Consider the following 20,551-nt stretch of genomic DNA (forward strand, 5'->3'; position numbering starts at 1 on the left):
CGAGGGGCGGCCGGTTCAGAACGAACCGGCCGCCCCTCGGGACACGCAGGTCAGGCCAGCAGGGCCTCGATGACGCCGGTGTGGGCGTCCTTCAGCTCGGCCAGCGAGACGCTGAACTGCCCCTGGACGTCCAGGCTCTCGCCGTCCACGACACCGATCCGGGTGGCCGGCAGGCCCCGCGCGGTGCACATGTCGTTGAACCGGAGCTCCTCGCTGCGCGGCACCGCCACGACGGCGCGGCCGGCCGACTCGGAGAACAGGAACACGAACGGGTCCTGGCCCTCGGGCACGATGATCCGCGCGCCGTGGCCGCCCTTGAGGCAGCTCTCCACGAGCGCCTGGCCGAGGCCGCCGTCCGAGAGGTCGTGCGCGGCGTCGACCATGCCGTCGCGCGAGGCGGCGATCAGGATCTCGCCGAGCAGCCGCTCGCGCTCCAGGTCCACCTTGGGCGGCAGGCCGCCGAGGTGGTCGTGGACGGCCTGCGACCAGGCCGAGCCGCCGAGCTCGTCCGCCGTGTCGCCGAGCAGGTAGAGCAGCTGCCCCTCCTCGGCGAAGGCGGCCGGGGTGCGGCGGGTGACGTCGTCGATGACGCCGAGCACCGCGACCACGGGGGTCGGGTGGATGGCGACCTCGCCGGTCTGGTTGTACAGCGAGACGTTGCCGCCGGTGACCGGGGTGCCGAGCACCAGGCAGGCGTCGGCCAGGCCGCGGGTCGCCTCGGCGAACTGCCACATGACGTCCGGGTCCTCGGGGGAGCCGAAGTTGAGGCAGTCGGAGACGGCGAGCGGCTTGGCGCCGCCGGCCGCGACGTTGCGGTACGCCTCGGCCAGGGCCAGCTGGGCGCCGGTGTACGGGTCCAGCTTGGCGAAGCGGCCGTTGCCGTCGGTGGCGACCGAGACGCCGAGGTTGGTCTCGTCGTCGATCCGGATCATGCCCGAGTCCTCGCCGTGCGAGAGCACGGTGTTGCCGAGCACGTACCGGTCGTACTGGTCGGTGATCCAGGACTTGGAGGCCTGGTTCGGGTGGCTCGCGACCTTCAGCAGGTCGGCCTTGAGGCCCTCGCCGGTGGTCGGGCGGGCCAGCCGCTCGGCGGTGGGGGCGTCGGCCTGCAGCGCGTCCTGCCAGCTCGGGCGGGCGTACGGGCGCTGGTAGGTCGGGCCCTCGTGGGCGACGGTGCGCGGCGGCACGTCCACCACGAGCTCGCCCTGCCAGAAGATCTCCAGCCGCTCGCCGTCGGTCACCTCACCGATGACGTTGGCGATGACGTCCCACTTCTCGCAGATCTCCAGGAAGCGGTCGACCTTGTCGGGCTCGACGATCGCGCACATCCGCTCCTGCGACTCGCTCATGAGGATCTCCTCGGGCGAGAGCGTGTGGTCGCGCAGGTGCACGGTGTCGAGGTCGATCCGCATGCCGCCGGAGCCGGCCGAGGCCAGCTCGCTGGTGGCGCAGGACAGGCCGGCGCCGCCGAGGTCCTGGATGCCCTTGACGAGCTTCTCGCGGAAGATCTCCAGGGTGCACTCGATGAGGAGCTTCTCCTGGAACGGGTCGCCGACCTGGACGGCCGGGCGCTTGGCCGGCTTGGTGTCGTCGAAGGTCTCGGAGGCCAGCACCGAGACGCCGCCGATGCCGTCGCCGCCGGTGCGGGCGCCGTACAGGATGACCTTGTTGCCGGCGCCGGAGGCCTGCGCGAGGTGGATGTCCTCGTGCTTCATGACACCCACGCACAGCGCGTTGACCAGCGGGTTGCCCTGGTAGCAGGAGTCGAAGACGACCTCGCCGCCGATGTTCGGCAGGCCCAGGCAGTTGCCGTAGCCGCCGATGCCCGCGACGATGCCGGGCAGCACGCGCCGGGTGTCCGGGTGGTCGGCCGCGCCGAAGCGCAGCGGGTCCATCACGGCGACCGGGCGGGCGCCCATCGCCAGGATGTCGCGCACGATGCCGCCGATGCCGGTGGCCGCGCCCTGGTAGGGCTCGATGTACGACGGGTGGTTGTGCGACTCGACCTTGAAGGTGACGGCGTAGCCCTGGCCGACGTCGACGACGCCGGCGTTCTCGCCGATGCCGACGAGCATCGCGTCCGAATCCGGCTTCTTCTCGCCGAACTGCTTCAGGTGGACCTTGCTGCTCTTGTACGAACAGTGCTCGGACCACATGACCGAGTACATCGCGAGTTCGGCGCCGGTCGGGCGGCGGCCGAGAATCTCCCGGATGCGCGCGTACTCGTCCTCCTTGAGGCCGAGTTCGGCCCAGGGCTGGGCGGCGTCCGGGGTCTGCTCGGCGTTCTTGACGGTGTCGAGGCTCATCAGGCGTTCACCAGCTGCTTCAGGACGGAAGTGAAGAAGCCCAGGCCCTCGGTGGTCGGACCGGTGAGCGGCTCCACCGCGTGCTCCGGGTGCGGCATCAGGCCGACGACATTGCCGGCGGCGTTGGTGATGCCGGCGATGTCGCGGTACGAACCGTTCGGGTTGACGTCGAGGTAACGGGCGACCACCCGGCCCTCCGCCTCCAGTTCGTCCAGGACGCGCTCGTCGGCGACGAAGCGGCCCTCGCCGTTCTTCAGCGGGACGACGATTTCCTGGCCGACCGAGTAATCCCGGGTCCAGGCGGTCTCCGCGTTCTCGATGCGCAGCTTCTGGTCGCGGCAGATGAAGTGCAGCGAGTCGTTGCGGGTGAGCGCGCCGGGCAGCAGGTGCGATTCGCAGAGCACCTGGAACCCGTTGCAGATACCGAGCACGGGCATTCCGAGCCTCGCCTGCTCGATGACGGTCTCCATCACCGGCGAGAAGCGCGAGATCGCGCCGCAGCGCAGATAGTCGCCGTAACTGAATCCGCCCGGCAGGACGACGGCGTCGACCTGGTGGAGATCCTTGTCACGGTGCCACAGGGCGACCGGCTCGGCGCCGGCCAGGCGGACCGCACGCTGGGCGTCGCGGTCGTCGAGGGAGCCGGGGAAAGTGACGACGCCGACGCGGGTGGTCACTTCGCCGCCTCCTCGACGCGGACGGTGAAGTCCTCGATGACGGTGTTGGCGAGAAACGTCTCGGCGGCTTCACGGATACGGGCGAGCGCGGCGTCGTCGACCGGGCCCTCCACTTCCAGCTCGAAACGCTTGCCCTGGCGGACGTCGGCGATCCCGGTGAATCCGAGACGGGGCAGTGCACGCTGCACCGCCTGTCCCTGGGGGTCGAGGATCTCCGGCTTGAGCATGACGTCGACTACGACGCGTGCCACTGGCACTCCCGGTGGTGTCTTCGGTGAGGCGGGGGAACTCCAGACTACCGGGGGTTTCGGGCAGGATTGCTGGCCGGGGATAGCGACGCGCGTAGACCCGAGACCCTTACGCCGCAAGGGATCCGGCTCCACGGCCCCCCGCCCGGGGCGGCCGGTTTCCACGGATTCGGGACCGGGAGAGAGAACGCCCGAAGAACACCCGAATACGGCACTTGGGGACAGATCCTCCCGTCCCCGCACAGGGGTATCCGGCAGTACGGCGAAGATTCGTGAATATCCGGAAAAGAATGCCGGACTCTTCGATTTCGACCCCCTTCGGGTGCAGAATAGGGCCACCTGTCGCGGCAAGTGCTGCGTATCCGGCCGGCCATCGGGCCTGCCCGTACGTGCTTGCGCGAGTGGTGCACAACGGGCCTCCGTGCGCATCCCGCGGACCGGCGGCCGAATTGCCCGAGAGGATTGACACCCATGGCTCAGCGTGTAGTTGTCACGCTCTCCGACGACCTGGACGGCGGCGCCGCCGCGGAAACCGTCCACTTCGGCGTCGACGGGAAGTCGTACGAGATCGACCTGTCCGTGGACAACGCCGAAAAGCTGCGGGAGGCCCTCGCCCCCTTCGTCGCGGCCGGCCGCCGACAGAGCCGCACCGGAAAGTCCTTCCGCCGCACCGCGCTCACCCCGGACCCGGCCGCCGTGCGCGCCTGGGCCCTCTCCCGCGGCATGGAGCTGCCCGCCCGGGGCCGGATCCCCAAGCACGTGTACGAGCAGTTCGCCGAGGCGAACTGACCCGTCCGGGGCAGCGCCCCAGGTCGCCCCGCCCGCACCCTGGACCGAAAGGGTGGGGCGACCACCCCGAAACATGCTGTAGAGTATTCCTCGTCGCCGCAACGGAGAGATCCGAAGAGGCGGCCGGTGCCCCACCAGGCACCGTGCGGACGTGGCTCAGTTGGTAGAGCATCACCTTGCCAAGGTGAGGGTCGCGAGTTCGAATCTCGTCGTCCGCTCGCAGTGCGCGAGCACAGCACAACAAAATAGCAAGACCTGCGGACGTGGCTCAGTTGGTAGAGCATCACCTTGCCAAGGTGAGGGTCGCGAGTTCGAATCTCGTCGTCCGCTCCAGCACGAAGGGCCCCCTCGATCGAGGGGGCCCTTCGGCATTCCCGGGCCGCACCGCATTCGGTCCCCGGGCATTCCTCGGGGCCGGGGACCGATGACATTCGTCATCGCCGACCCATGGATCGCCACCGCCGTTCCATGACGCCGCGCACTGCCCGACCGGCCCGGCCGGCGGAAGGCTGGAGTCATGCGAACGAGCCAGCCCTCCCGCCCCGACGACCACGTGATCGAGGTCACCGACCTGCACCGCCGCTACGGCGGCGCCACCGGGTTCCACGCCGTCCGCGGCGTCGACCTCACCGTCGGCCGCGGCGAGCTGTTCGCCCTGCTGGGCACCAACGGCGCCGGCAAGACCTCCACCATGGAGGTCATCGAGGGCCTGACCGCCCCCACCGGCGGCAGCGTCCGGATCCTCGGCCACGACCCGTACCGGGAGCGCACCGCCGTCCGCCCGCGGATCGGCATCATGCTCCAGGAGGGCGGCTTCCCCGGCGACCTGACCTGCGCCGAGACCGGCCGCGTCTGGGCCGGGACGACCAGCGGCGCCCGCCCGGTGGCGGAGGCACTGGACCTGGTCGGGCTCGGCCACCGGGCGGGCGTCCGGGTCAAGCAGCTGTCCGGCGGCGAGAAGCGCCGGCTCGACCTCGCGATGGCCCTGCTCGGCCGTCCCGAGGTGCTGTTCCTCGACGAGCCCAGCACCGGCCTCGACCCGGAGGCCCGCGCCGCCGTCTGGCGGCTGGTGCGCGAGCTGCGCGCCCAGGGCACCACCGTGCTGCTCACCACGCACTACCTGGAGGAGGCCGAGGAACTGGCCGACCGGCTGGCCATCATGCACGGCGGCCGGGTCGTCACCACCGGCACCGTCGCCGAGGTGATCGCCGGCCGGCCGTCCCGGATCGGCTTCGAACTGCCCTCGTTCACCGGCACGGCGCTGCCCGTCCTGACCGGCGCCGAGACCGTCGTCGACGGCCGCAAGGTCACCGTGCACACCACGACCCTGCAGGACACCCTCACCGACCTGCTCGGCTGGGCCCGGCACCACGGGATCGCGCTCGGCGCGCTGGACGCCCGCAGCGCCTCGCTGGAGGAGGCCTTCCTCGCGATCGCCTCCGAGGCCGCCGACCAGGCGCCGCCACCGGCCGCACCGCCCGCCGCCCCCGCCCGTCCCGCCCGCCGCCGCCTGATCGGAACCGCCCGATGACCACCGCCGCCACCACCACCGCAGCCACCGGCCCGCAGAGCACCACCGCCCGCCGCCTGCTCGCCCTCGGCCGGGCCGAGGCCACCCTGCTGCTGCGCAACCGCACGGCCCTGTTCACCGCGCTGGTGCTGCCGGTGGTGCTGATCAGTTCCCTGCACGGCCTGCTCAAGAAGCAGGCCGAGGACAACCCCGGGCTGGACGTCGACTCCCTGCTGGTCTACGGCTCGGTCGGGATGATCCTGGCCTTCGTCGTCTACTACAACCTGACCGCCGCCTACGTCGGGCGGCGCGGCGAGCTGGTCCTCAAGCGGATGCGCACCGGCGAGGCCAGGGACCTGGAGATCCTGCTCGGCACGGCCGTCCCCTCGCTCACCCTCGGCCTGCTGATGGCCGCCCTGATCGGGATCGGCGGGAGCCTGCGCCTGCATCTGACCGTGCCGGTCAACCCGCTGCTGATGGTGCTCGGCCTGGCGCTGGCCCTGGCCACCATGATCGCCCTGGCCGCGCTCTCCAGCGCCTTCACCAGGACCGTGGAGAGCGCCGGCATCACCACCCTGCCGGTGATGCTGGTGATGCAGTTCGGCTCCGGCCTGTTCGTCCCGCTGGAGGTCATGCCCTCGCAGCTGGCCGACGTCTGCCGCCTGCTGCCGACCACCCCGGCCTTCCAGCTGATCCGCGTCGGCTGGTTCGGCACCGACGGCTCGGCCGCCGCCACCGGCTTCTTCGGCAGCTGGGGCACCGCGGCCCCGCACCTGATCACCGGCGGGATCTGGCTCGGCCTGGCGGTCTGGGGCGCGGTGCGGTACTTCCGCTGGGAGCCCCGCCGCTGACCAGCGGCGATCCGAAGGTGAGCCCCCTGTTCGACCTCTGATAGGAAGGCAGCTGCACGATCGTGGCAGGACAGGGGGCGGACGAAGTGAAGATGCGGTCACCACTGCGCAGCTGGCGGAGCCTGAGCAAACCCCAGCGCACCGAGCTCTACCTCCGCTGGTCGCTCTACCTGATGGCGCTGCTCCTGCTGATCGCCGTACTGGCGAGCGCCGGCCACGCCGTCCAGCAGGCCGACCGTGACCCCGCGCTCATGCCCGCGATCCGGGTCTCCCTGCTCCTCGCCCTGGCCCTCACCCTGGTCCTGCTGCGGACCTACCGGGTCGCCATCGACCACTACCTGGGCCGCCCCACCGCCCGCACCCGCTGGATCGCCGTCGCCGTCGGCCTCACCGTGGCCGGCTGCTGGACGGTCCTGCTGCTCGGGCCGAAGGCCGACGTGGCGGCGGGCCCGGGGGACGTTCCGTTCACCCTGTACGTCGCCGGGGACCTGCTGCTCTCCTGCTTCGGCCCGGTGTGCGTGGGACTGCGCCCGAAGCCGGCCGCGCTCGTGGGGCTCGGCATGATGCTGGCGGTCGCCCCCGCCGTGCTGCTGGCCGGGGTCAGCGTCGTCACCGCCGCCGGATTCCTGATCGGCCAGGGGCTCTTCACGGCCTTCATCGGCTCCAGCTGCCGCGGCTTCGCCTGGCTGTGCGCCGTCGTCTGGGAGCTGGACGCCGCCCGCGAGGCGCAGGCCCGGCTGGCCGTCGCCGAGGAGCGGCTGCGCTTCTCCCGCGACCTGCACGACGTGATGGGCCGCAACCTCACCACCATCGCGCTGAAGAGCGAACTCGCCGTCCAGCTCGCCCGGCGCGGACGCCCCGAGGCCGCCGACCAGATGGCCGAGGTGCAGAAGATCGCCCAGGAGTCGCAGCGCGAGGTCCGGGACGTCGTCCGCGGCTACCGCACCGCCGACCTGCACGCCGAGGCGATCGGCGCCCGCGCGGTGCTCCGCGCCGCCGACGTCGACTGCGAGATCGACCTCGGCGAGCACGCCGACGGGCTGCCGCTGCCGGTGCAGTCGGTGCTCGGCTGGGTGATCCGCGAGGCCACCACCAACGTGCTGCGGCACAGCGAGGCGGCCCACTGCCTGATCCGGCTGCGGCAGGAGGACGGCCGGGCGGTGCTGGAGCTGGAGAACGACGGGGTGCCGGAGGTCCCGCTCCCCTCGCAGGGCGGCGGCACCGGGCTGCGCGGCCTGCGCGAGCGGCTGGCCGCGCACGACGGCGAACTGACCGTCCCGGCCGTCTCACCCGGCGTCTTCCGGATGCTCGCCGCCGTACCGCTGTGAACCCCGTTGCCGAGGAAGGCCGCCCGATGACCGACACCGCCCCCGTCCGCGTCCTGCTCGCCGACGACGAGCACCTGATCCGGGGCGCCATGGCCGCACTGCTGTCGCTGGAGGACGACCTGGAGGTGGTCGCGCAGGCCGGCTCCGGGCCGGAGGCGCTGGCCATGGCGCAGGCGCACCGGCCGGACATCGCGGTGCTGGACCTCCAGATGCCGGGCAAGGACGGCATCGAGGTCGCCGCCGAACTGCGCCGGCTGCTGCCGGACTGCCGCTGCATGATCGTCACCGGCCACGGCCGCCCCGGCTACCTGAAGCGGGCGCTGGAGGTCGGGGTGCGCGGCTTCCTGCCGAAGACCGTCTCGGCCGCCGACCTGGCCGGCATCATCCGCACCGTGCGCTCCGGCGGCCGGTACGTCGACCCGGAGCTGGCGGCGGACGCGATCAGCGCCGGCGAGACCCCGCTGACCCCGCGCGAGACGGACGTGCTGGAGCTGGCCGCGGACGGCACCTCGATCGCCGAGATCGCCGACCGGGCCTCGCTCTCCCAGGGCACCGTGCGCAACTACCTGTCCTCGGCCGCCGGGAAGCTGGGCGCCGAGAACCGCCACGCGGCGGTGCGGATCGCCCGCGAGCACGGCTGGATCTAGGGCCCGGACCGTGGTGCCCGCGGGCGTCGCGACGGACTACACCCAGCTGATGCCGGTCAGCCGCTCGTACACCTCGATGTACCGGGCCCGGGTCCGCTCGACCAGCTCGGCCGGCAGCTCCGGCGGCGGCAGCTCGCTGTAGCGGTCCCAGCCGGAGGCCGGGGAGACCAGCCAGTCGCGGATCAGCTGCTTGTCGAAGGAGGACTGCGAGCGGCCCGGCTCGTACTCGTCGGCCGGCCAGTAGCGGGAGGAGTCCGGCGTGAGCACCTCGTCGCCGATGATCAGCTCGCCGTCCAGCAGGCCGAACTCGAACTTGGTGTCGGCCAGGATGATGCCCCGGTCGCGGGCGATGTCCCGGGCCCGGGCGTAGACGTCCAGGGTGGTGCGGCGCACCTGGTTGGCCAGCTCGGCGCCGATCCGGCGGGCGGTCTCCTCGTAGGGGACGTTCTCGTCGTGCTCGCCGACCTCGGCCTTGAGCGCCGGGGTGTAGATCGGGGCCGGCAGCTCGGAGCTGTTCACCAGGCCCTCCGGCAGGGCGATGCCGCAGACCGTGCGGCTCTCCTCGTACTCGGTCAGGCCGGAGCCGGCCAGGTAGCCGCGGGCGACCGCCTCGACCGGGATCATGTCCAGGCTCTTGCAGATCAGCGTGCGGCCCTTCCAGTCGGCCGGGGCGCCGGCCGGGACCTCGGTGGAGATCACGTGGTTGGGCACGATGTCGGCGATCCGCTCGAACCACCACAGCGAGAGCTGGGTGAGGACGCGCCCCTTGTCCGGGATCTCGTTCGGCAGCACCCAGTCGTGCGCGGACATCCGGTCGCTGGCGACCATCACCAGCTCGCCCGACTCGGTGCGGTAGAGGTCGCGCACCTTCCCGGTGTGCAGGTGGACCAGGCCGGGGACCTGGACGGGCTCGGGCTTGGTGACAAATCCGCTCAAGTGTTCTCAGTCCTCAGGGGTCGTTCACGGGCGTGGGGCACCGCGAAAGGGGAGGTCACTGCCCCCGCAGTCTTTCACGCCCGCCGGAGCTCAGTTCTTGCAGAGCCGGTCCAGCAGGTTGGCGGTGGCCCGCTGGACGCGCTCGTCGGTCAGGCCCGGGCGGTCCAGCGCGGGCGACCAGGCGAAGGTGCCGGCCGCGAAGACGTACGCGCCGCTGGGCGCCCGGTACAGCGAGGTCTCCTGGAAGCGGGTGCGGCCGGTGAGGTCCTGGTACGGCGAGTGCGCCAGCAGCACCCGCTCGGTGTGCTCGGGCAGCGCCACCTTCGGGTAGTACCGGTCGGCCTCGCCCGCGACCAGTCCGGGCAGCTCGTCGCCCTCCTGCAGGCCGGTGCCGTCCCAGAGCCAGTGCGCGGTGTGCCGGGCGACCAGCGGGACGGGCGCGGCGACCCGGCCCGAGTACTGCACGCCGAGCAGGTGCTGCTCGGGCTCCCCGGCGTCCCGCCACAGCGCGCTGGCCGCGCCGGCCGCGCCCGCGGCCGGACTGCCGGGCCCGACCTTCTGCCGCTTGCGGCAGTTGAGCAGCCGGTTGGGCTCGCCGGAGGCGGCCGGGCTCAGCTCGACCCGCCAGTACATGGTGTTGGCGGACAGGAACACCAGCGAGGTGCCGCCGTCCCGGGCCTGCTCGGCGGCCCGGCGCATCGGCTCGGACCAGTACTCGTCGTGGCCGGGGAAGACCAGCGCCCGGTGCCGGGCCGGGTCGACCAGGCCGGCGTGCAGGTCGGTGGCGGTGGCGTAGGAGAGGTCGTAGCCGTAGCGCTCGGCCCAGCGGATGAAGTCGTAGGCGTGGCCGACGTGCAGCGGCAGCCCGGCGGTGGCGTGCGGGCGGTCGAAGGAGACCGTGACGGCCGCGTCCGCCTCGCCGACCAGCCCGCCCCCGCCGTCCCAGGCGTGGTAGAGGCTGGCGCCGCTGCGACCGTCCTCCGGGAACAGGTTGTACGCCTGCCAGGTCACGTCCGGGAGCACCAGCAGCAGTTCGGCGGCGTGCCCCTGCTCGGCGACGTCCCGGACGGTGAACGGGATGTGGCTGCGGTGCAGCATGTCGGCGGTGGTCAGCACGGCGACGTACGCGCCCGGCTGCCAGTGGGTCGGGATCTGCAACCGCCAGGAGTGCCACCAGTGGTGGCAGGAGACGGTCCGCTCGGCGACCAGCGGGGCGGGCTGGACCAGACCGGAGATCAGCGGACTGGTCGTCATGTGGCGGGCCCCGTCGCCGCCGTAGTGGCCGATCCGGAAGACCGCGACGGAGAACTCGCGGGGTGGGTTGACGGTGACCCGGAAGTCCACCGAGCCGCCGGGGCGGATCACCCCGGCCGAGGCGAAGCCCTTGATCTGCTGGTCCACGTCGTTGGAGCTGCGCGGGGTGCCGGCCGGCGGCACGGGGCGGGCGGCGTCCAGCAGCGGCCGCTGGCCGGGGGCGTCCACCGAGACGTACCAGGGCACGCTGCCCTCGGCTTCGAGGTACTCCTCGGGGCTGCGCAGCCAGGGCAGCGGGCCCTGCCCGAAGGGGTCGGAGACGCTGTAGGCGTGCGTTCCGGACTCCCAGCGGCGATTGAGTTCCGTGCCCACGCGCCCTCCCAGGTGCACTTCCGCCCGGTTGGCACGTGCCCCCCGGATGTGCGTGCGGTCTAATACACCACACCGCGCTGGCGCTGCGTCACCCCACGGTAGCAATTGGTGTCGGGAATCTCGCGGCCCGCCCGGACAGGGCCTCCGGCCTGCGCGGACGCCCGCCCGCCGGACCGCCCGGGGGCGCGTACGGAGCCGCCGAGCGCCTCCCGGGGCCTAAAGCCGGACCGGCTTCTCCAGCCGGACGTCGGCGGCGTCCAGCCAGGCCCGCAGCGGGCCGTCCTGGCCCTGTTCGACGGCCTGGGCGACCGGGCCGGCCAGATCGGTGCGGCGGACGCCGCCGAGCAGCAGCACCGGGCCGTCCAGCCAGTCCAGGCCGGGGGCGCCGCCCGCGGTGTCCACGGCGGCGCAGCAGACCATCGCGGTGACGTGGTCGACCAGCAGGTCGCGGCCGGTGCGGTCGGGTTCGAGCAGCGGGGCCGGGGTGGTGGTGCGGGCCAGCTCGGCGGCGAGCGCGGCGGCCAGCCGTTCGCCGCCGCCCTCGGCCAGCCGGACCAGCAGCCGGGTCAGGGTGGGGGCGCCGGGGCGGGACTGCGGGGCGAGCCGGTCCAGGGCGGTCTGCAGGGCGGCGGCGCGGGCCCGCCAGCCGGCGTCCACCACGTCGGCCGGATAGTCGGTCCACTCCAGTTCGTGCCAGCTGCCGGCCGGCGGGCGGCCGAAGAACAGCTCGGCGGCGAGCCGGGAGACCGCGCGGTCGACGGTGCCGGGCTCCTCCAGCAGGTCGCAGGCCGGGCGGTCGCCGAGCCGGGTGCCGTAGCCGTCGGCCAGCCGGTCGCGGCGGGACAGCTCGGTGAGCGCGGCGGCCACGCCGGCGTTGAGGTGGGCGGGGTGGCGGCCGAGCCGCCAGGCGGGCAGCGCGACCCGGGTGAGCAGGCGGTCCCAGCCGGCGTAGGCCAGGCCGACCTGCTCCTGGGCGGCTATCCGGAGGCCGTAGTCGACCGTCCGGGCCCGCTCGGAGGCCCGGCCCGCGACGGCCCGCTCCAGCTCGGCGGCGTGGCCGCGGCAGGCGCCGAGCAGCCGGCGGGTGATCGGCCGGGTGAGCCGGTAGGCGAGGGCGGCGGGGCCGCGCCGGGGCGGGGCGGGTTCGACGGCGGGGGCGCCGCCGAGGCCGGGGGCGGTGCCCCGGCCCGAGTCGAGGCTGGCGTCCAGGCTGCGCAGGAAGCGGCGGGCGGCGGCGATCTCCGGGTCGGCGGAGGCGGCGGTGCCGGCCACCACGGGGGCGAGCAGGGCGCGCAGCTCGCCGGCCCGCATCCACCACAGGAACGGCGAGCCGATCACCAGCACCGGCGCGGGCGGCTCGTGCTGCCGGCGGGCGGGCGGGACGTCCTCCAGCCAGCTGTCGCAGTCCGGGGTGAGGGCGATGGCCGAGGGGGCGGGCACCTCCATCCGGTCGGCCAGCTCGTCGATCAGCCGGTACAGCTCGGGGGCCTCCACGCGTTCCAGCGGGACGGCCGGGATGCGCGGCGGGACGGCCCCGCGGTAGGCGCGGGCGGTCAGGCCGGCCACCAGGAGGGTCAGCGCGGCGACCGCGCAGACCACCCAGCGGACGGCGTCCCACCCGGCGGCGTCCCCGGCGCCGGGCGCCCCGATCCGGCCGGTGAACCGGCCGGCGAGCAGCACGGCCGCGACGGCGGCGGGCAGGACGGCGGCGGCCAGGGCCAGGCCCCGGACCCGCAGGACCACCTGGGCGTGAGCGCGCGCGGTGTCGACTGCGGCCATACGGTGCGGCACCCCCTTCGGAGCCCTCGGGCGCCCGGCGACGGGGCCCGAGCCGACTCGAAACGATCAGTTCCGACCGGGAGCGGAGGAGTCCGATCCCGGTAGTACGAGCTGCGTCAGGACAAGCTGTGTGGCACTACTGCCATTCTCGACGCGCCGCCCCGGGCGGGCGTTCCGGATGGTCCCGGTTTCCACTCGTCCCGGTGACGGCGCCCGAACACCGCCGTCGTCACCCGGGACGCCGACGACCGGTCCGGTGCGAAGCACCCGGGCGAGCACCCGGCCGGACGCCGTCCAGCATCCCCCCGCGGGCGCGCCGCTACCCGGCGGCGCCCCAGCGCACGGACCCCGCGCAACGCGATCAGGCGCACCATAAGGCCGGGCGGCCGGTTGCGTCAGCCGGATGCGGACGCTGTCACCCGATGGGCTGGAATCCGGCCGCCGAACGGTGCGCCGCCCGCCGTGGCCGCCCCCGCCCCGGAAACGCCGAGGGCGCTGCGTCCATGGGGGTTGACCCCACGGCCCGCAGCGCCCTCGGAGGGGCCGAAGTCGCCTACGCGGTGGCCGCCTTCAGCGCGATGTCGGTGCGGTGCTGCCCGCCCTTCAGGGAGATCCGGCCGACCGCCGCGTACGCGCGCTCGCGCGCCTCGGCGAGGTCCGGGCCGGTCGCCGTCACCGACAGGACGCGGCCGCCGGCGCTCAGCACCCGGCCGTCCTCCGCCGCCGCGGTGCCGGCGTGCAGCACGAACGCGGTGCCGTCCGCCTCGGCCTCGGCCAGGCCCTCGATCGGGTCGCCGGTGCGCGGCGCCGCCGGGTAGCCCTCGGAGGCGACGACCACGGTGACGGCCGCGCCCTCGTCCCAGCGCAGCGGCTCCAGCTGGTCCAGGGTGCCGTTGGCCGCGGCCAGCAGGACGCCGGCCAGCGGGGTGCGCAGCCGGGCCAGCACGACCTGGGTCTCCGGGTCGCCGAAGCGGGCGTTGAACTCGATCACCCGGGTGCCGCGCGAGGTGAGCGCCAGGCCCGCGTACAGCAGGCCGGAGAACTCGGTGCCGCGGCGGCGCAGCTCGTCCACGGTCGGCTGCAGGACGGTCTCCTGGACCTCCTGGACCAGCCCGGCCGGGGCCCAGGGCAGCGGCGAGTAGGCACCCATGCCGCCGGTGTTGGGGCCCTCGTCGCCGTCCAGCGCGCGCTTGAAGTCCTGCGCGGGCTGCAGCGGGAGCACGGTGGTGCCGTCGGTGATCGCGAACAGCGACACCTCGGGGCCGTCCAGGTACTCCTCGATGACCACCCGCTCGCAGGAGGCGGCGTGCGCCAGCGCCTCGGCACGGTCGGAGGTGACCACGACGCCCTTGCCGGCCGCCAGGCCGTCGTCCTTGACCACGTACGGCGCGCCGAAGGCGTCCAGCGCGGCGGCGGCCTCCTCGGCGGTGGTGCAGACGTAGGAGCGGGCGGTCGGGACGCCGGCCCCGGCCATCACGTCCTTGGCGAAGGCCTTCGAGCCCTCCAGCTGCGCGGCCGCGGCGGACGGGCCGAACACCGGGACGCCGGCCGCGCGCACCGCGTCGGCGACGCCGGCCACCAGCGGGGCCTCCGGGCCGACCACGACCAGCTCGGCGCCGAGCTGCCGGGCCAGCGCGCTGACCTGCGCGCCGTCCAGCTGGTCGACCGGGTGGACCGTCGCCACCTGTGCGATCCCGGCGTTGCCCGGGGCACAGTGCAGCTCGGTCACGGCGGGATCTTGGGACAGAGAGCGGCACAGGGCGTGTTCGCGGGCGCCGCCGCCGATGACGAGGACCTTCACGCTCGCCAAGAGTAGTCGGTGGCCGGTTCCGGCCGTCCTCCGGTCCCGTCCGATCCTCCAGCCGGAAGAGGTCCGTACGCCGACGACGTCGGAGGATCCTCCGAGCCGGGCCCGGCCGGATCAGCGGCGGGTGCCCGGGTCAGGACGGCGGGTCACCGGAGGCTCCCTCGGACGGGTGAAATCCCGCCGACTCGCGCAACCCGCTCACCTCGGGTTCCGGTGGCGGAATCCGGTAACGATCATCGGGGAAGCGTCCCCACGGTCAGCCATTTGGCGGTAAGAAGTGCTGTTGGACCACCACCGGCAGACGCCACGTCAGCCGGTGCGCCGCCAGCCCCAGCAGTCCGCCCGCCACAGGGAGCCCCACAGGTGAGCCAGCCGGAAATGCAGCCCGAGGAGAGTGCCTGGGCCAAGGAGATCGGTGAGGAGGACCCGCCCGCCGCCGCCCTCGCCCGCCGGGCCTCCACCCGAGGCCGGACCGATCTGAGCACCCGCCAGTTCCCGCTCGGGGACTGGGGCGAGCCCGCCGAGCGGCTGGAGGAGCTGTACCGCTGGTCCGAGGAGCGGGCCGTCGAGGCCATCGACTGGTACCGCCGCGACCGGGTGTGGAAGCGCCGCTGGGCCCGCCTGCTGCGGTTCGGCACCGCCGGCTTCGCGATCGGCGGGGCGACCGCCCCGCTGGTCGACCTGACCGGGACCCTCGCGCACGGCACCAGCTGGGGCTACGTCGGCTTCGCGCTCGCCGCCGCCTGCTACGGCACCGACCGGGTCTTCGGCCTGACCTCCGGCTGGATGCGGGACGTCTCCACCGCCCAGGCGCTGCAACGCCGCCTGGAGGCCTTCCAGTTCGACTGGGCCTCGGAGTGCGTGCGCGAGGTGCTCGGCCCGACCGAGGGCACCGCGGGCGAGGCCGCCGAGCGCTGCCTCGGGGTGCTGCGCCGGTTCTGCGAGGACGTCTCGGACATGGTCCGCACCGAGACCTCGGAGTGGATGCTGGAGTTCCGCGCCTCGATGACCCAGCTGCCCACCCAGGCCCCGGGGACCTGGGGCGGGCGCAGCGAGACCGGTGTCGGCGCCCAGGTGCGGGTGCTGCCGCCGCCGGGGACCAGGCCCACCATGCCGCGCCAGCGGCCGCCGGAGGGGCCGCTGCGCTGACCGTGGGGCGAGGGGCTCGGAGTTTAGGGCTCGGGGCTTAGGGCTCGGGGCTCGGGGCTCAGGGCTCAGGCGAAGACGATCATCGAGCCCTGGGCGACGCTGCGGACCGCCGCCGCGTACAGGCCCGACCAGGCGTGCCGCTCCTTGGCGAAGGGGTGCACGTCGTCGATCGGCGGTCCGAACGGCTGCTCCAGACCGGTCGGGCCGAGCGGCCGGGTCGGGCCGGGCGGGTTGGCCGGGTCTATGCCCAGGGCCGGCGCCACGGCCTGCAGCTCGCGCAGCAGCCCGTGGCTGGAGCCGAGCGGGCCGCCGCCGGCCAGCAGCGCGTCGTCCACCAGCGGGACCGCGAACTCGATCGGCACGTACGCGCCCGCGTGGTCGAAGTGCCAGACCAGGTGCGACTGTTCGGCGGTGCTCTCGAACATCTCCAGCAGCTGCTCGTAGTCGCCGCCGAGCGAGTCGACCGGGGTGATGTCCAGGCCGGTCAGGCCCAACATGTAGGCGCGGCGCAGGAAGTGCAGCGAGTCGTAGTCGAACGCGGCTATCGGCTCGACCGCACCGCTGAGCCCCGGGACGTACTGGTAGACCGGCACCTCGGGCAGCCCGTGCGCGGCCAACGCCGCGTTGTAGAGCGCGAGATCGTCCCGGAAGGGGTTGTCGGGGCTGTGGCTCAGCACGTCCACCAGCGGGACGAGCCAGAGGTCGCAGGCCATGGCCGGCAGTTCCTCTCCGGGCGGCGGGATCGCCCGCGGGGCGGGGCGACGACGGGGACGGGTCGGTACCCGGACGACCGCCTCGCGCGGCGCCCGGTTCGACGACCGCCCACCCTACCGGCCCGGCGTCCGGTGCGGACCGGGCCGCCCCCGCGGGGCCTCCGTGGGCGACTCCGGCAGCCGCCGGCCGAACCGCCCGTTCGACACCGCGCGCGGCTGCGGCACCAGGCCGAGGCCCAGGCCCAGCTCGCGGCCCAGCTCCCGGCCGAGCTCGTCGCCGGCCTTCGACCGGCGCCCGGAGCGGCCCGGTTCCAGTGCCGCCCCGGGCTGCGGCGCCGGCGGCTCGGGCAGCGGTTCGGGCAGTGCTTCGGGCTGCGGGTCGGGCGGGACGGTCGGCGGCGCCTGCTCCGGGCCGTCCACCTGCTCGACCAGCAGGCCCAGCACCGTCACCGACTCCAGCGGCCGGCCGGCCCGCTCGGCCAGCATCCGGACGGTGTCCAGGTTGTACGCGCAGATGATCCGGTGCGCGCCGACGAGGTCGCCCGCCTCGATCGCGTCGACCAGGCCCGGGTGGCCGTCCCAGCAGACCCCCGCCAGGCTCGGCAGCTCCCGCAGGTAGCGCGCGGCGAACATCCAGGACTGCACCCGCAGCCAGTCCAGGTAGTCGCCGATCCGGCGGTTGCCGAGCAGGGCGGCGACCTCCTGCCAGAACCGGCGATCGCAGCCCACCATCACGTCCAGGTTCCCGGCCCGGGCGGCCCGCACCGCCGCGTCCGCCCGGCGGCGCAGCGGCTCCAGCCGGGACAGGTCGGGCAGCGCCCGGCCGGTGGCGAACTGCCGGTGGAAGCTGTCGGTGATCAGCACCCGGGACTCGAAGATCTCCAGGAAGTCGTCCCAGCACAGCTCGGGGACGGTGAACCCGCGGTGGTGCTCGGCCCGCAGCAGGCCCTGGGCGCCCAGGTCGACCAGCGCCTCCCGGGCCGGGGTCGCCGAGACCCCGTACATCTCGGCGACCTCCTTGACCGTGAAGTTGCGGCCGGCCGCCAGCCGGCCGGCCATCATCTCCTCGCGCAGGGCGCCGGCGATCTGCTCGCGCAGGCTGTTGCGGTGGATGACGGGGCGGGTGTCGCCTGCGCCGTAGACGGACATGCGCGCGACCTCCTCGCGGGCGGGCCGACCGGGCCGACCCCCGGCGGAGCGGCCGTGGAGCGGCGGAGAACACGACGAGTACTCATCTTCTCAAACCCGGAGCAGCCAGGTACGAACCAACCCCCGGACCGCCCCCGGACCGCCCCCCGGACCGGCGGCCGGACCGAACCCGCGACGCCCGCAGCCCCGCGGTCCTAGCGCTGGACCGGCGCCGGGATCCCCAGCAGGCGGTCCCGCAGCACCGGGAACTCCTCGCGCGCCTTGCCCACCTCCGCCGGGTCGAACTCGACGGTCAGCACCTGCTCCCCCGCCCCCGCCTCGGCCAGCACCCGGCCCCACGGGTCCACCACGATGCTGTGCCCGGCCTGCTCCACCCCGCCGTGCGTCCCGGCCGTGTTGCAGGCCAGCACGAAGCACTGCTCCTCCACCGCCCGGGCCCGGGCCAGCAGCGTCCAGTGCTCGCGCCGCCGGGCCGGCCAGGCCGCCGGGACGACCAGCAGCTGCGCGCCCGCGTCCAGCAGCGCCCGGAACAGCTCCGGGAAGCGCAGGTCGTAGCAGGTGGCCAGGCCCAGCGTGCCGAAGTCGGTGGGCGCGGTGACGATCTCCTGCCCGGCGCCCATCACCACCGCCTCGCCGCTGTCGAACCCGAAGCGGTGGATCTTGCGGTAGGTGTGCACCAGCTCGCCGTCCGGGGCGAAGACCAGCGAGGTGTTGTAGATCGGCCCGTCCGGATCGCGCTCGACGATCGAACCCGCGTGCAGCCACACCCCGGCCGCCCGTGCCGCCGCCGCCATCGCGTCCGAGGTCGGCCCGTCCAGTGTCTCGGCACCCTCCGACCAGAGGTCGTAGGCGAAGCCGCCGAGCGGCCACAGCTCCGGCAGGACCACCAGGTCGGCGCCCTGCTGGGCCCGGACCAAGGTGGCCGCCCGGGCCCTCCGCTCGGCTGGCGGCTCGGCGGCGGAGACCGCGAGTTGGATCAATGAAGCGCGCACAGTACCACCGTCCACGACAAGAGACCTACGATCGTCACCCGAAAGCGCTGCCCTGCTGTCTCCCGGCAGCGTAACGTGCCGTTAGCGTGTGCGCCCGGAAGCCGGACCAACTCCTGTCCGACCCCGCGGACGGGGTGCGGACCGGGCGCAGGCGGCGAGGAAGCTGACGGAGGGCCGGAGAAATTCCCGTGACGGATAACCAGACCGTGCAGGCTTACACGGAAGCGTGGACGCAGAGCATCGAGTCCATATCGGAGCTGGTCGCCCCGCTCCCCGAGGATTCCTGGAACCGGCCGACCGAATGCCCCGGCTGGTCCGTCCGGGACGTCGTCGCGCACGTCATCGCCGTCGAGTCCGAGCTGCTCGGCGACCCGCGCCCGATCCACTCGCTGCCGCGCGACCTGCACCACATCACCAACGAGTTCACCCGCTACATCGAGCTGCCGGTGGACAAGCGCCGCTGCCACACCGCGCTGGAGATGACCAGCGAGCTGGAGTACACGGTCATCCGCCGCGCCCGCGCGCTGCGCAACGCCAAGCAGGCCCCCGAGGACCTGGTGCGGCTGCCGCTCGGCCCGCTCGCCAAGGACGTCCCGTACCACGTGTCGCTGCGGATGCGGGTCTTCGACGTCTGGGTGCACGAGCAGGACCTGCGCCGCGCCCTGAACACCCCCGGCAACCTGGACTCCCCGGCCGCCCTGATCAGCCGCGACCTCCTGCTGCAGCAGCTGCCGAAGGCCGTCGCCGACAACGCCGGCGTCCCCGCCGGGACCACCGTCGTGCTGGACGTCACCGGCCCGGTCGAGTTCCTGCGCACCGTCCGGGTCGACTCCGCCGGCCGCGGCACCGTCGACGAGTCCATCAGCCTGGCCCCCGACGTCCAGCTCACCATGGACTGGGAGACCTACGCCCGCCTCGCCTGCGGCCGCGGCCGCCCCGGCCCGGTCACCGTCGACGGCGACAAGGAACTCGCCGACCGCATCCTGGCCAACTTCTCCATCACCCCCTGACCACCGGCGCGCACCACCCGGCGTACACGCACCAACGCACGCCGGGTCGGTACGACCCGTGCACCCATACGTCAATCCAGCACCAGCAACCTCACCCGTTCGGCCTCGTTGTTCCGGGCAGTCAGCCGCCACCCGGATGAAGGAGGAGCGTCCCCATGGACGACGAACGGCGGAAACAGCAGGAACAGATGGTGCTGGTGCGGTCGAGCTTCCCGGTCACGGGGCAACCGATCAGGGTCGTGATGATCGGCGGGGAGCCGTGGTTCGTCACGGCGGATGTGTGCCGAGTTCTCGGCCGCAGCAACCCGAGCGAAGCGATCAAGATCGTGAAGTCCGTGGACTCCCGCACGGTCGATCTTCGTCTGGTAACCCTCAGAAATTCTGAGGGTTACCAGGTTTCCGCAGGTGAGAAGCCCTACATGCGCGGAAACCCCATGCTCGGAGTCCTCAATGAGGTGGGCCTGTACACCCTGATCATGAGGTCGACCAAGCCGAATGCCCAGCCCTTCCAGGAGTGGGTCACCCGCGACCTCCTCCCCTCCGTCCGCCGCGGGGACGCCGACTTCCCCACCCAGCGGCGGCGGATGGCGGAGACCCTGACGGAGGCCATCGGCCAGCAGGTGCAGATCGTCGCCGAGATCGACCACGAGGACTGGCCCGGCCTGGCCTTCCACTCGGACGGGACGGTGCACTGCCCCCACGGCGAGATGGTCCTCCACCAGCCGACTCGGGAGGAGGACAGCGGGCCGCCCTTCGGCGCGTACTTCGCCTGCCCGGGCGGGGAGCGGGTCGGCATCCGGGGCAGCCGGGTCGTCCCCGGCTGCCCGAAGCTGAAGCTGGTGGACCTGGTCCGGATGCGGTGCGAGGCCCGGCCCGAGCCCGTCACCGCGCCCACGCCTAGTCCCGGGCTCATGTACGCGACGGTGGACGTCGGCATGATCGGCCGCGTCTACGGGACGGCCCCGCAGATGGCCGAGTTCATCCGGGAGCTCCGGCGCTGATGCCTCACTTGACGTGAGGCATAGCGGCCGCAA

General features: G+C 73.5%; 18 protein-coding genes and 2 tRNA genes. 10 read left to right on the forward strand and 10 right to left on the reverse strand.

Annotated elements, in window-relative coordinates:
* Positions 1-50: 50 nt before the first annotated feature.
* Genes purL through purS form a run of 3 tightly spaced genes read right to left on the reverse strand, consistent with a single transcriptional unit; the run spans position 51 to position 3,234 of the window.
* Positions 51-2,306 carry a phosphoribosylformylglycinamidine synthase subunit PurL gene (purL, locus tag ACPC54_RS03810; protein WP_498960852.1) on the reverse strand — a complete coding sequence of 752 codons (2,256 nt, stop codon included), beginning with the start codon at positions 2,304-2,306 and terminating at the stop codon, positions 51-53.
* Positions 2,306-2,983 carry a phosphoribosylformylglycinamidine synthase subunit PurQ gene (purQ, locus tag ACPC54_RS03815; protein ID WP_498960855.1) on the reverse strand — a complete coding sequence of 226 codons (678 nt, stop codon included), beginning with the start codon at positions 2,981-2,983 and terminating at the stop codon, positions 2,306-2,308. Before purQ ends, purL begins: the two co-directional genes overlap by 1 nt.
* Entirely contained in the window at positions 2,980-3,234 is a 255-nt protein-coding gene (gene purS / locus ACPC54_RS03820; protein ID WP_045692676.1) for a phosphoribosylformylglycinamidine synthase subunit PurS, read from the reverse strand. The genes purQ and purS overlap by 4 nt, the downstream gene beginning before the upstream one ends.
* Positions 3,235-3,702: 468 nt before the next feature.
* On the opposite strand from purS, the gene ACPC54_RS03825 reads away from it, so the two are divergent.
* From ACPC54_RS03825 to ACPC54_RS03855, 7 genes are all read left to right on the forward strand, one after another.
* Positions 3,703-4,020, forward strand: coding sequence for a histone-like nucleoid-structuring protein Lsr2 (locus tag ACPC54_RS03825; RefSeq protein WP_063348519.1), 318 nt, complete (start codon positions 3,703-3,705; stop codon positions 4,018-4,020).
* Positions 4,021-4,165: 145 nt separating this feature from the next.
* Positions 4,166-4,238, forward strand: a tRNA-Gly gene (locus tag ACPC54_RS03830).
* A 39-nt stretch (positions 4,239-4,277) separates the two neighbouring features.
* Positions 4,278-4,353, forward strand: a tRNA-Gly gene (locus ACPC54_RS03835).
* Between the two features lie 184 nt (positions 4,354-4,537).
* Entirely contained in the window at positions 4,538-5,551 is a 1,014-nt protein-coding gene (locus ACPC54_RS03840; protein WP_498960858.1) for an ABC transporter ATP-binding protein, read from the forward strand.
* Positions 5,548-6,381 carry an ABC transporter permease gene (locus ACPC54_RS03845; protein ID WP_498960860.1) on the forward strand — a complete coding sequence of 278 codons (834 nt, stop codon included), beginning with the start codon at positions 5,548-5,550 and terminating at the stop codon, positions 6,379-6,381. Before ACPC54_RS03840 ends, ACPC54_RS03845 begins: the two co-directional genes overlap by 4 nt.
* A 92-nt stretch (positions 6,382-6,473) precedes the next feature.
* Positions 6,474-7,709 (forward strand): sensor histidine kinase, encoded by a 1,236-nt coding sequence (locus tag ACPC54_RS03850; RefSeq protein ID WP_498960862.1) that lies wholly within the window; start codon positions 6,474-6,476, stop codon positions 7,707-7,709.
* Positions 7,710-7,735: 26 nt separating this feature from the next.
* The gene (locus tag ACPC54_RS03855; RefSeq protein ID WP_498960864.1) at positions 7,736-8,356 is read left to right on the forward strand and encodes a response regulator; all 621 of its coding nucleotides are present in this window, start codon (positions 7,736-7,738) and stop codon (positions 8,354-8,356) included.
* 36 nt (positions 8,357-8,392) lie between these two features.
* On the opposite strand, the gene ACPC54_RS03860 is transcribed toward ACPC54_RS03855, so the two are convergent.
* The 4 genes from ACPC54_RS03860 to purD all read right to left on the reverse strand — a co-directional run bounded on the left by ACPC54_RS03860 (position 8,393) and on the right by purD (position 14,498).
* Positions 8,393-9,292 (reverse strand): phosphoribosylaminoimidazolesuccinocarboxamide synthase, encoded by a 900-nt coding sequence (locus tag ACPC54_RS03860; RefSeq protein ID WP_498960866.1) that lies wholly within the window; start codon positions 9,290-9,292, stop codon positions 8,393-8,395.
* Between the two features lie 90 nt (positions 9,293-9,382).
* Positions 9,383-10,918 carry a N,N-dimethylformamidase beta subunit family domain-containing protein gene (locus tag ACPC54_RS03865; protein ID WP_498960868.1) on the reverse strand — a complete coding sequence of 512 codons (1,536 nt, stop codon included), beginning with the start codon at positions 10,916-10,918 and terminating at the stop codon, positions 9,383-9,385.
* 216 nt (positions 10,919-11,134) lie between these two features.
* Entirely contained in the window at positions 11,135-12,697 is a 1,563-nt protein-coding gene (locus tag ACPC54_RS03870) for a hypothetical protein (protein WP_498960870.1), read from the reverse strand.
* 553 nt (positions 12,698-13,250) lie between these two features.
* On the reverse strand, positions 13,251-14,498 hold the full coding sequence (gene purD / locus ACPC54_RS03875; RefSeq protein WP_498960872.1) for a phosphoribosylamine--glycine ligase: 1,248 nt from the start codon (positions 14,496-14,498) through the stop codon (positions 13,251-13,253).
* Between the two features lie 369 nt (positions 14,499-14,867).
* Here purD and ACPC54_RS03880 point away from each other — a divergent pair, with 369 nt between their 5' ends.
* The gene (locus ACPC54_RS03880; RefSeq protein WP_498960874.1) at positions 14,868-15,653 is read left to right on the forward strand and encodes an SLATT domain-containing protein; all 786 of its coding nucleotides are present in this window, start codon (positions 14,868-14,870) and stop codon (positions 15,651-15,653) included.
* A 65-nt stretch (positions 15,654-15,718) separates the two neighbouring features.
* Here ACPC54_RS03880 and ACPC54_RS03885 read toward each other — a convergent pair whose 3' ends face one another.
* From ACPC54_RS03885 to ACPC54_RS03895, 3 genes are all read right to left on the reverse strand, one after another.
* A complete protein-coding gene (locus ACPC54_RS03885) occupies positions 15,719-16,366 on the reverse strand; it encodes a putative DNA-mimic protein (protein WP_498960876.1) in 648 nt (215 codons plus the stop codon).
* 114 nt (positions 16,367-16,480) lie between these two features.
* Entirely contained in the window at positions 16,481-17,515 is a 1,035-nt protein-coding gene (locus ACPC54_RS03890; RefSeq protein WP_498960878.1) for a GntR family transcriptional regulator, read from the reverse strand.
* A 194-nt stretch (positions 17,516-17,709) separates the two neighbouring features.
* The gene (locus tag ACPC54_RS03895; RefSeq protein WP_498960880.1) at positions 17,710-18,507 is read right to left on the reverse strand and encodes a carbon-nitrogen family hydrolase; all 798 of its coding nucleotides are present in this window, start codon (positions 18,505-18,507) and stop codon (positions 17,710-17,712) included.
* 188 nt (positions 18,508-18,695) lie between these two features.
* On the opposite strand from ACPC54_RS03895, the gene ACPC54_RS03900 reads away from it, so the two are divergent.
* The gene (locus ACPC54_RS03900) at positions 18,696-19,517 is read left to right on the forward strand and encodes a maleylpyruvate isomerase family mycothiol-dependent enzyme (protein ID WP_498960882.1); all 822 of its coding nucleotides are present in this window, start codon (positions 18,696-18,698) and stop codon (positions 19,515-19,517) included.
* 242 nt (positions 19,518-19,759) lie between these two features.
* Positions 19,760-20,518 carry a BRO-N domain-containing protein gene (locus ACPC54_RS03905; protein ID WP_498961543.1) on the forward strand — a complete coding sequence of 253 codons (759 nt, stop codon included), beginning with the start codon at positions 19,760-19,762 and terminating at the stop codon, positions 20,516-20,518.
* Positions 20,519-20,551 lie beyond the last annotated feature (33 nt).

This window comes from Kitasatospora sp. NPDC094028 (assembly GCF_049543595.1).
GTDB lineage: Bacteria > Actinomycetota > Actinomycetes > Streptomycetales > Streptomycetaceae > Kitasatospora.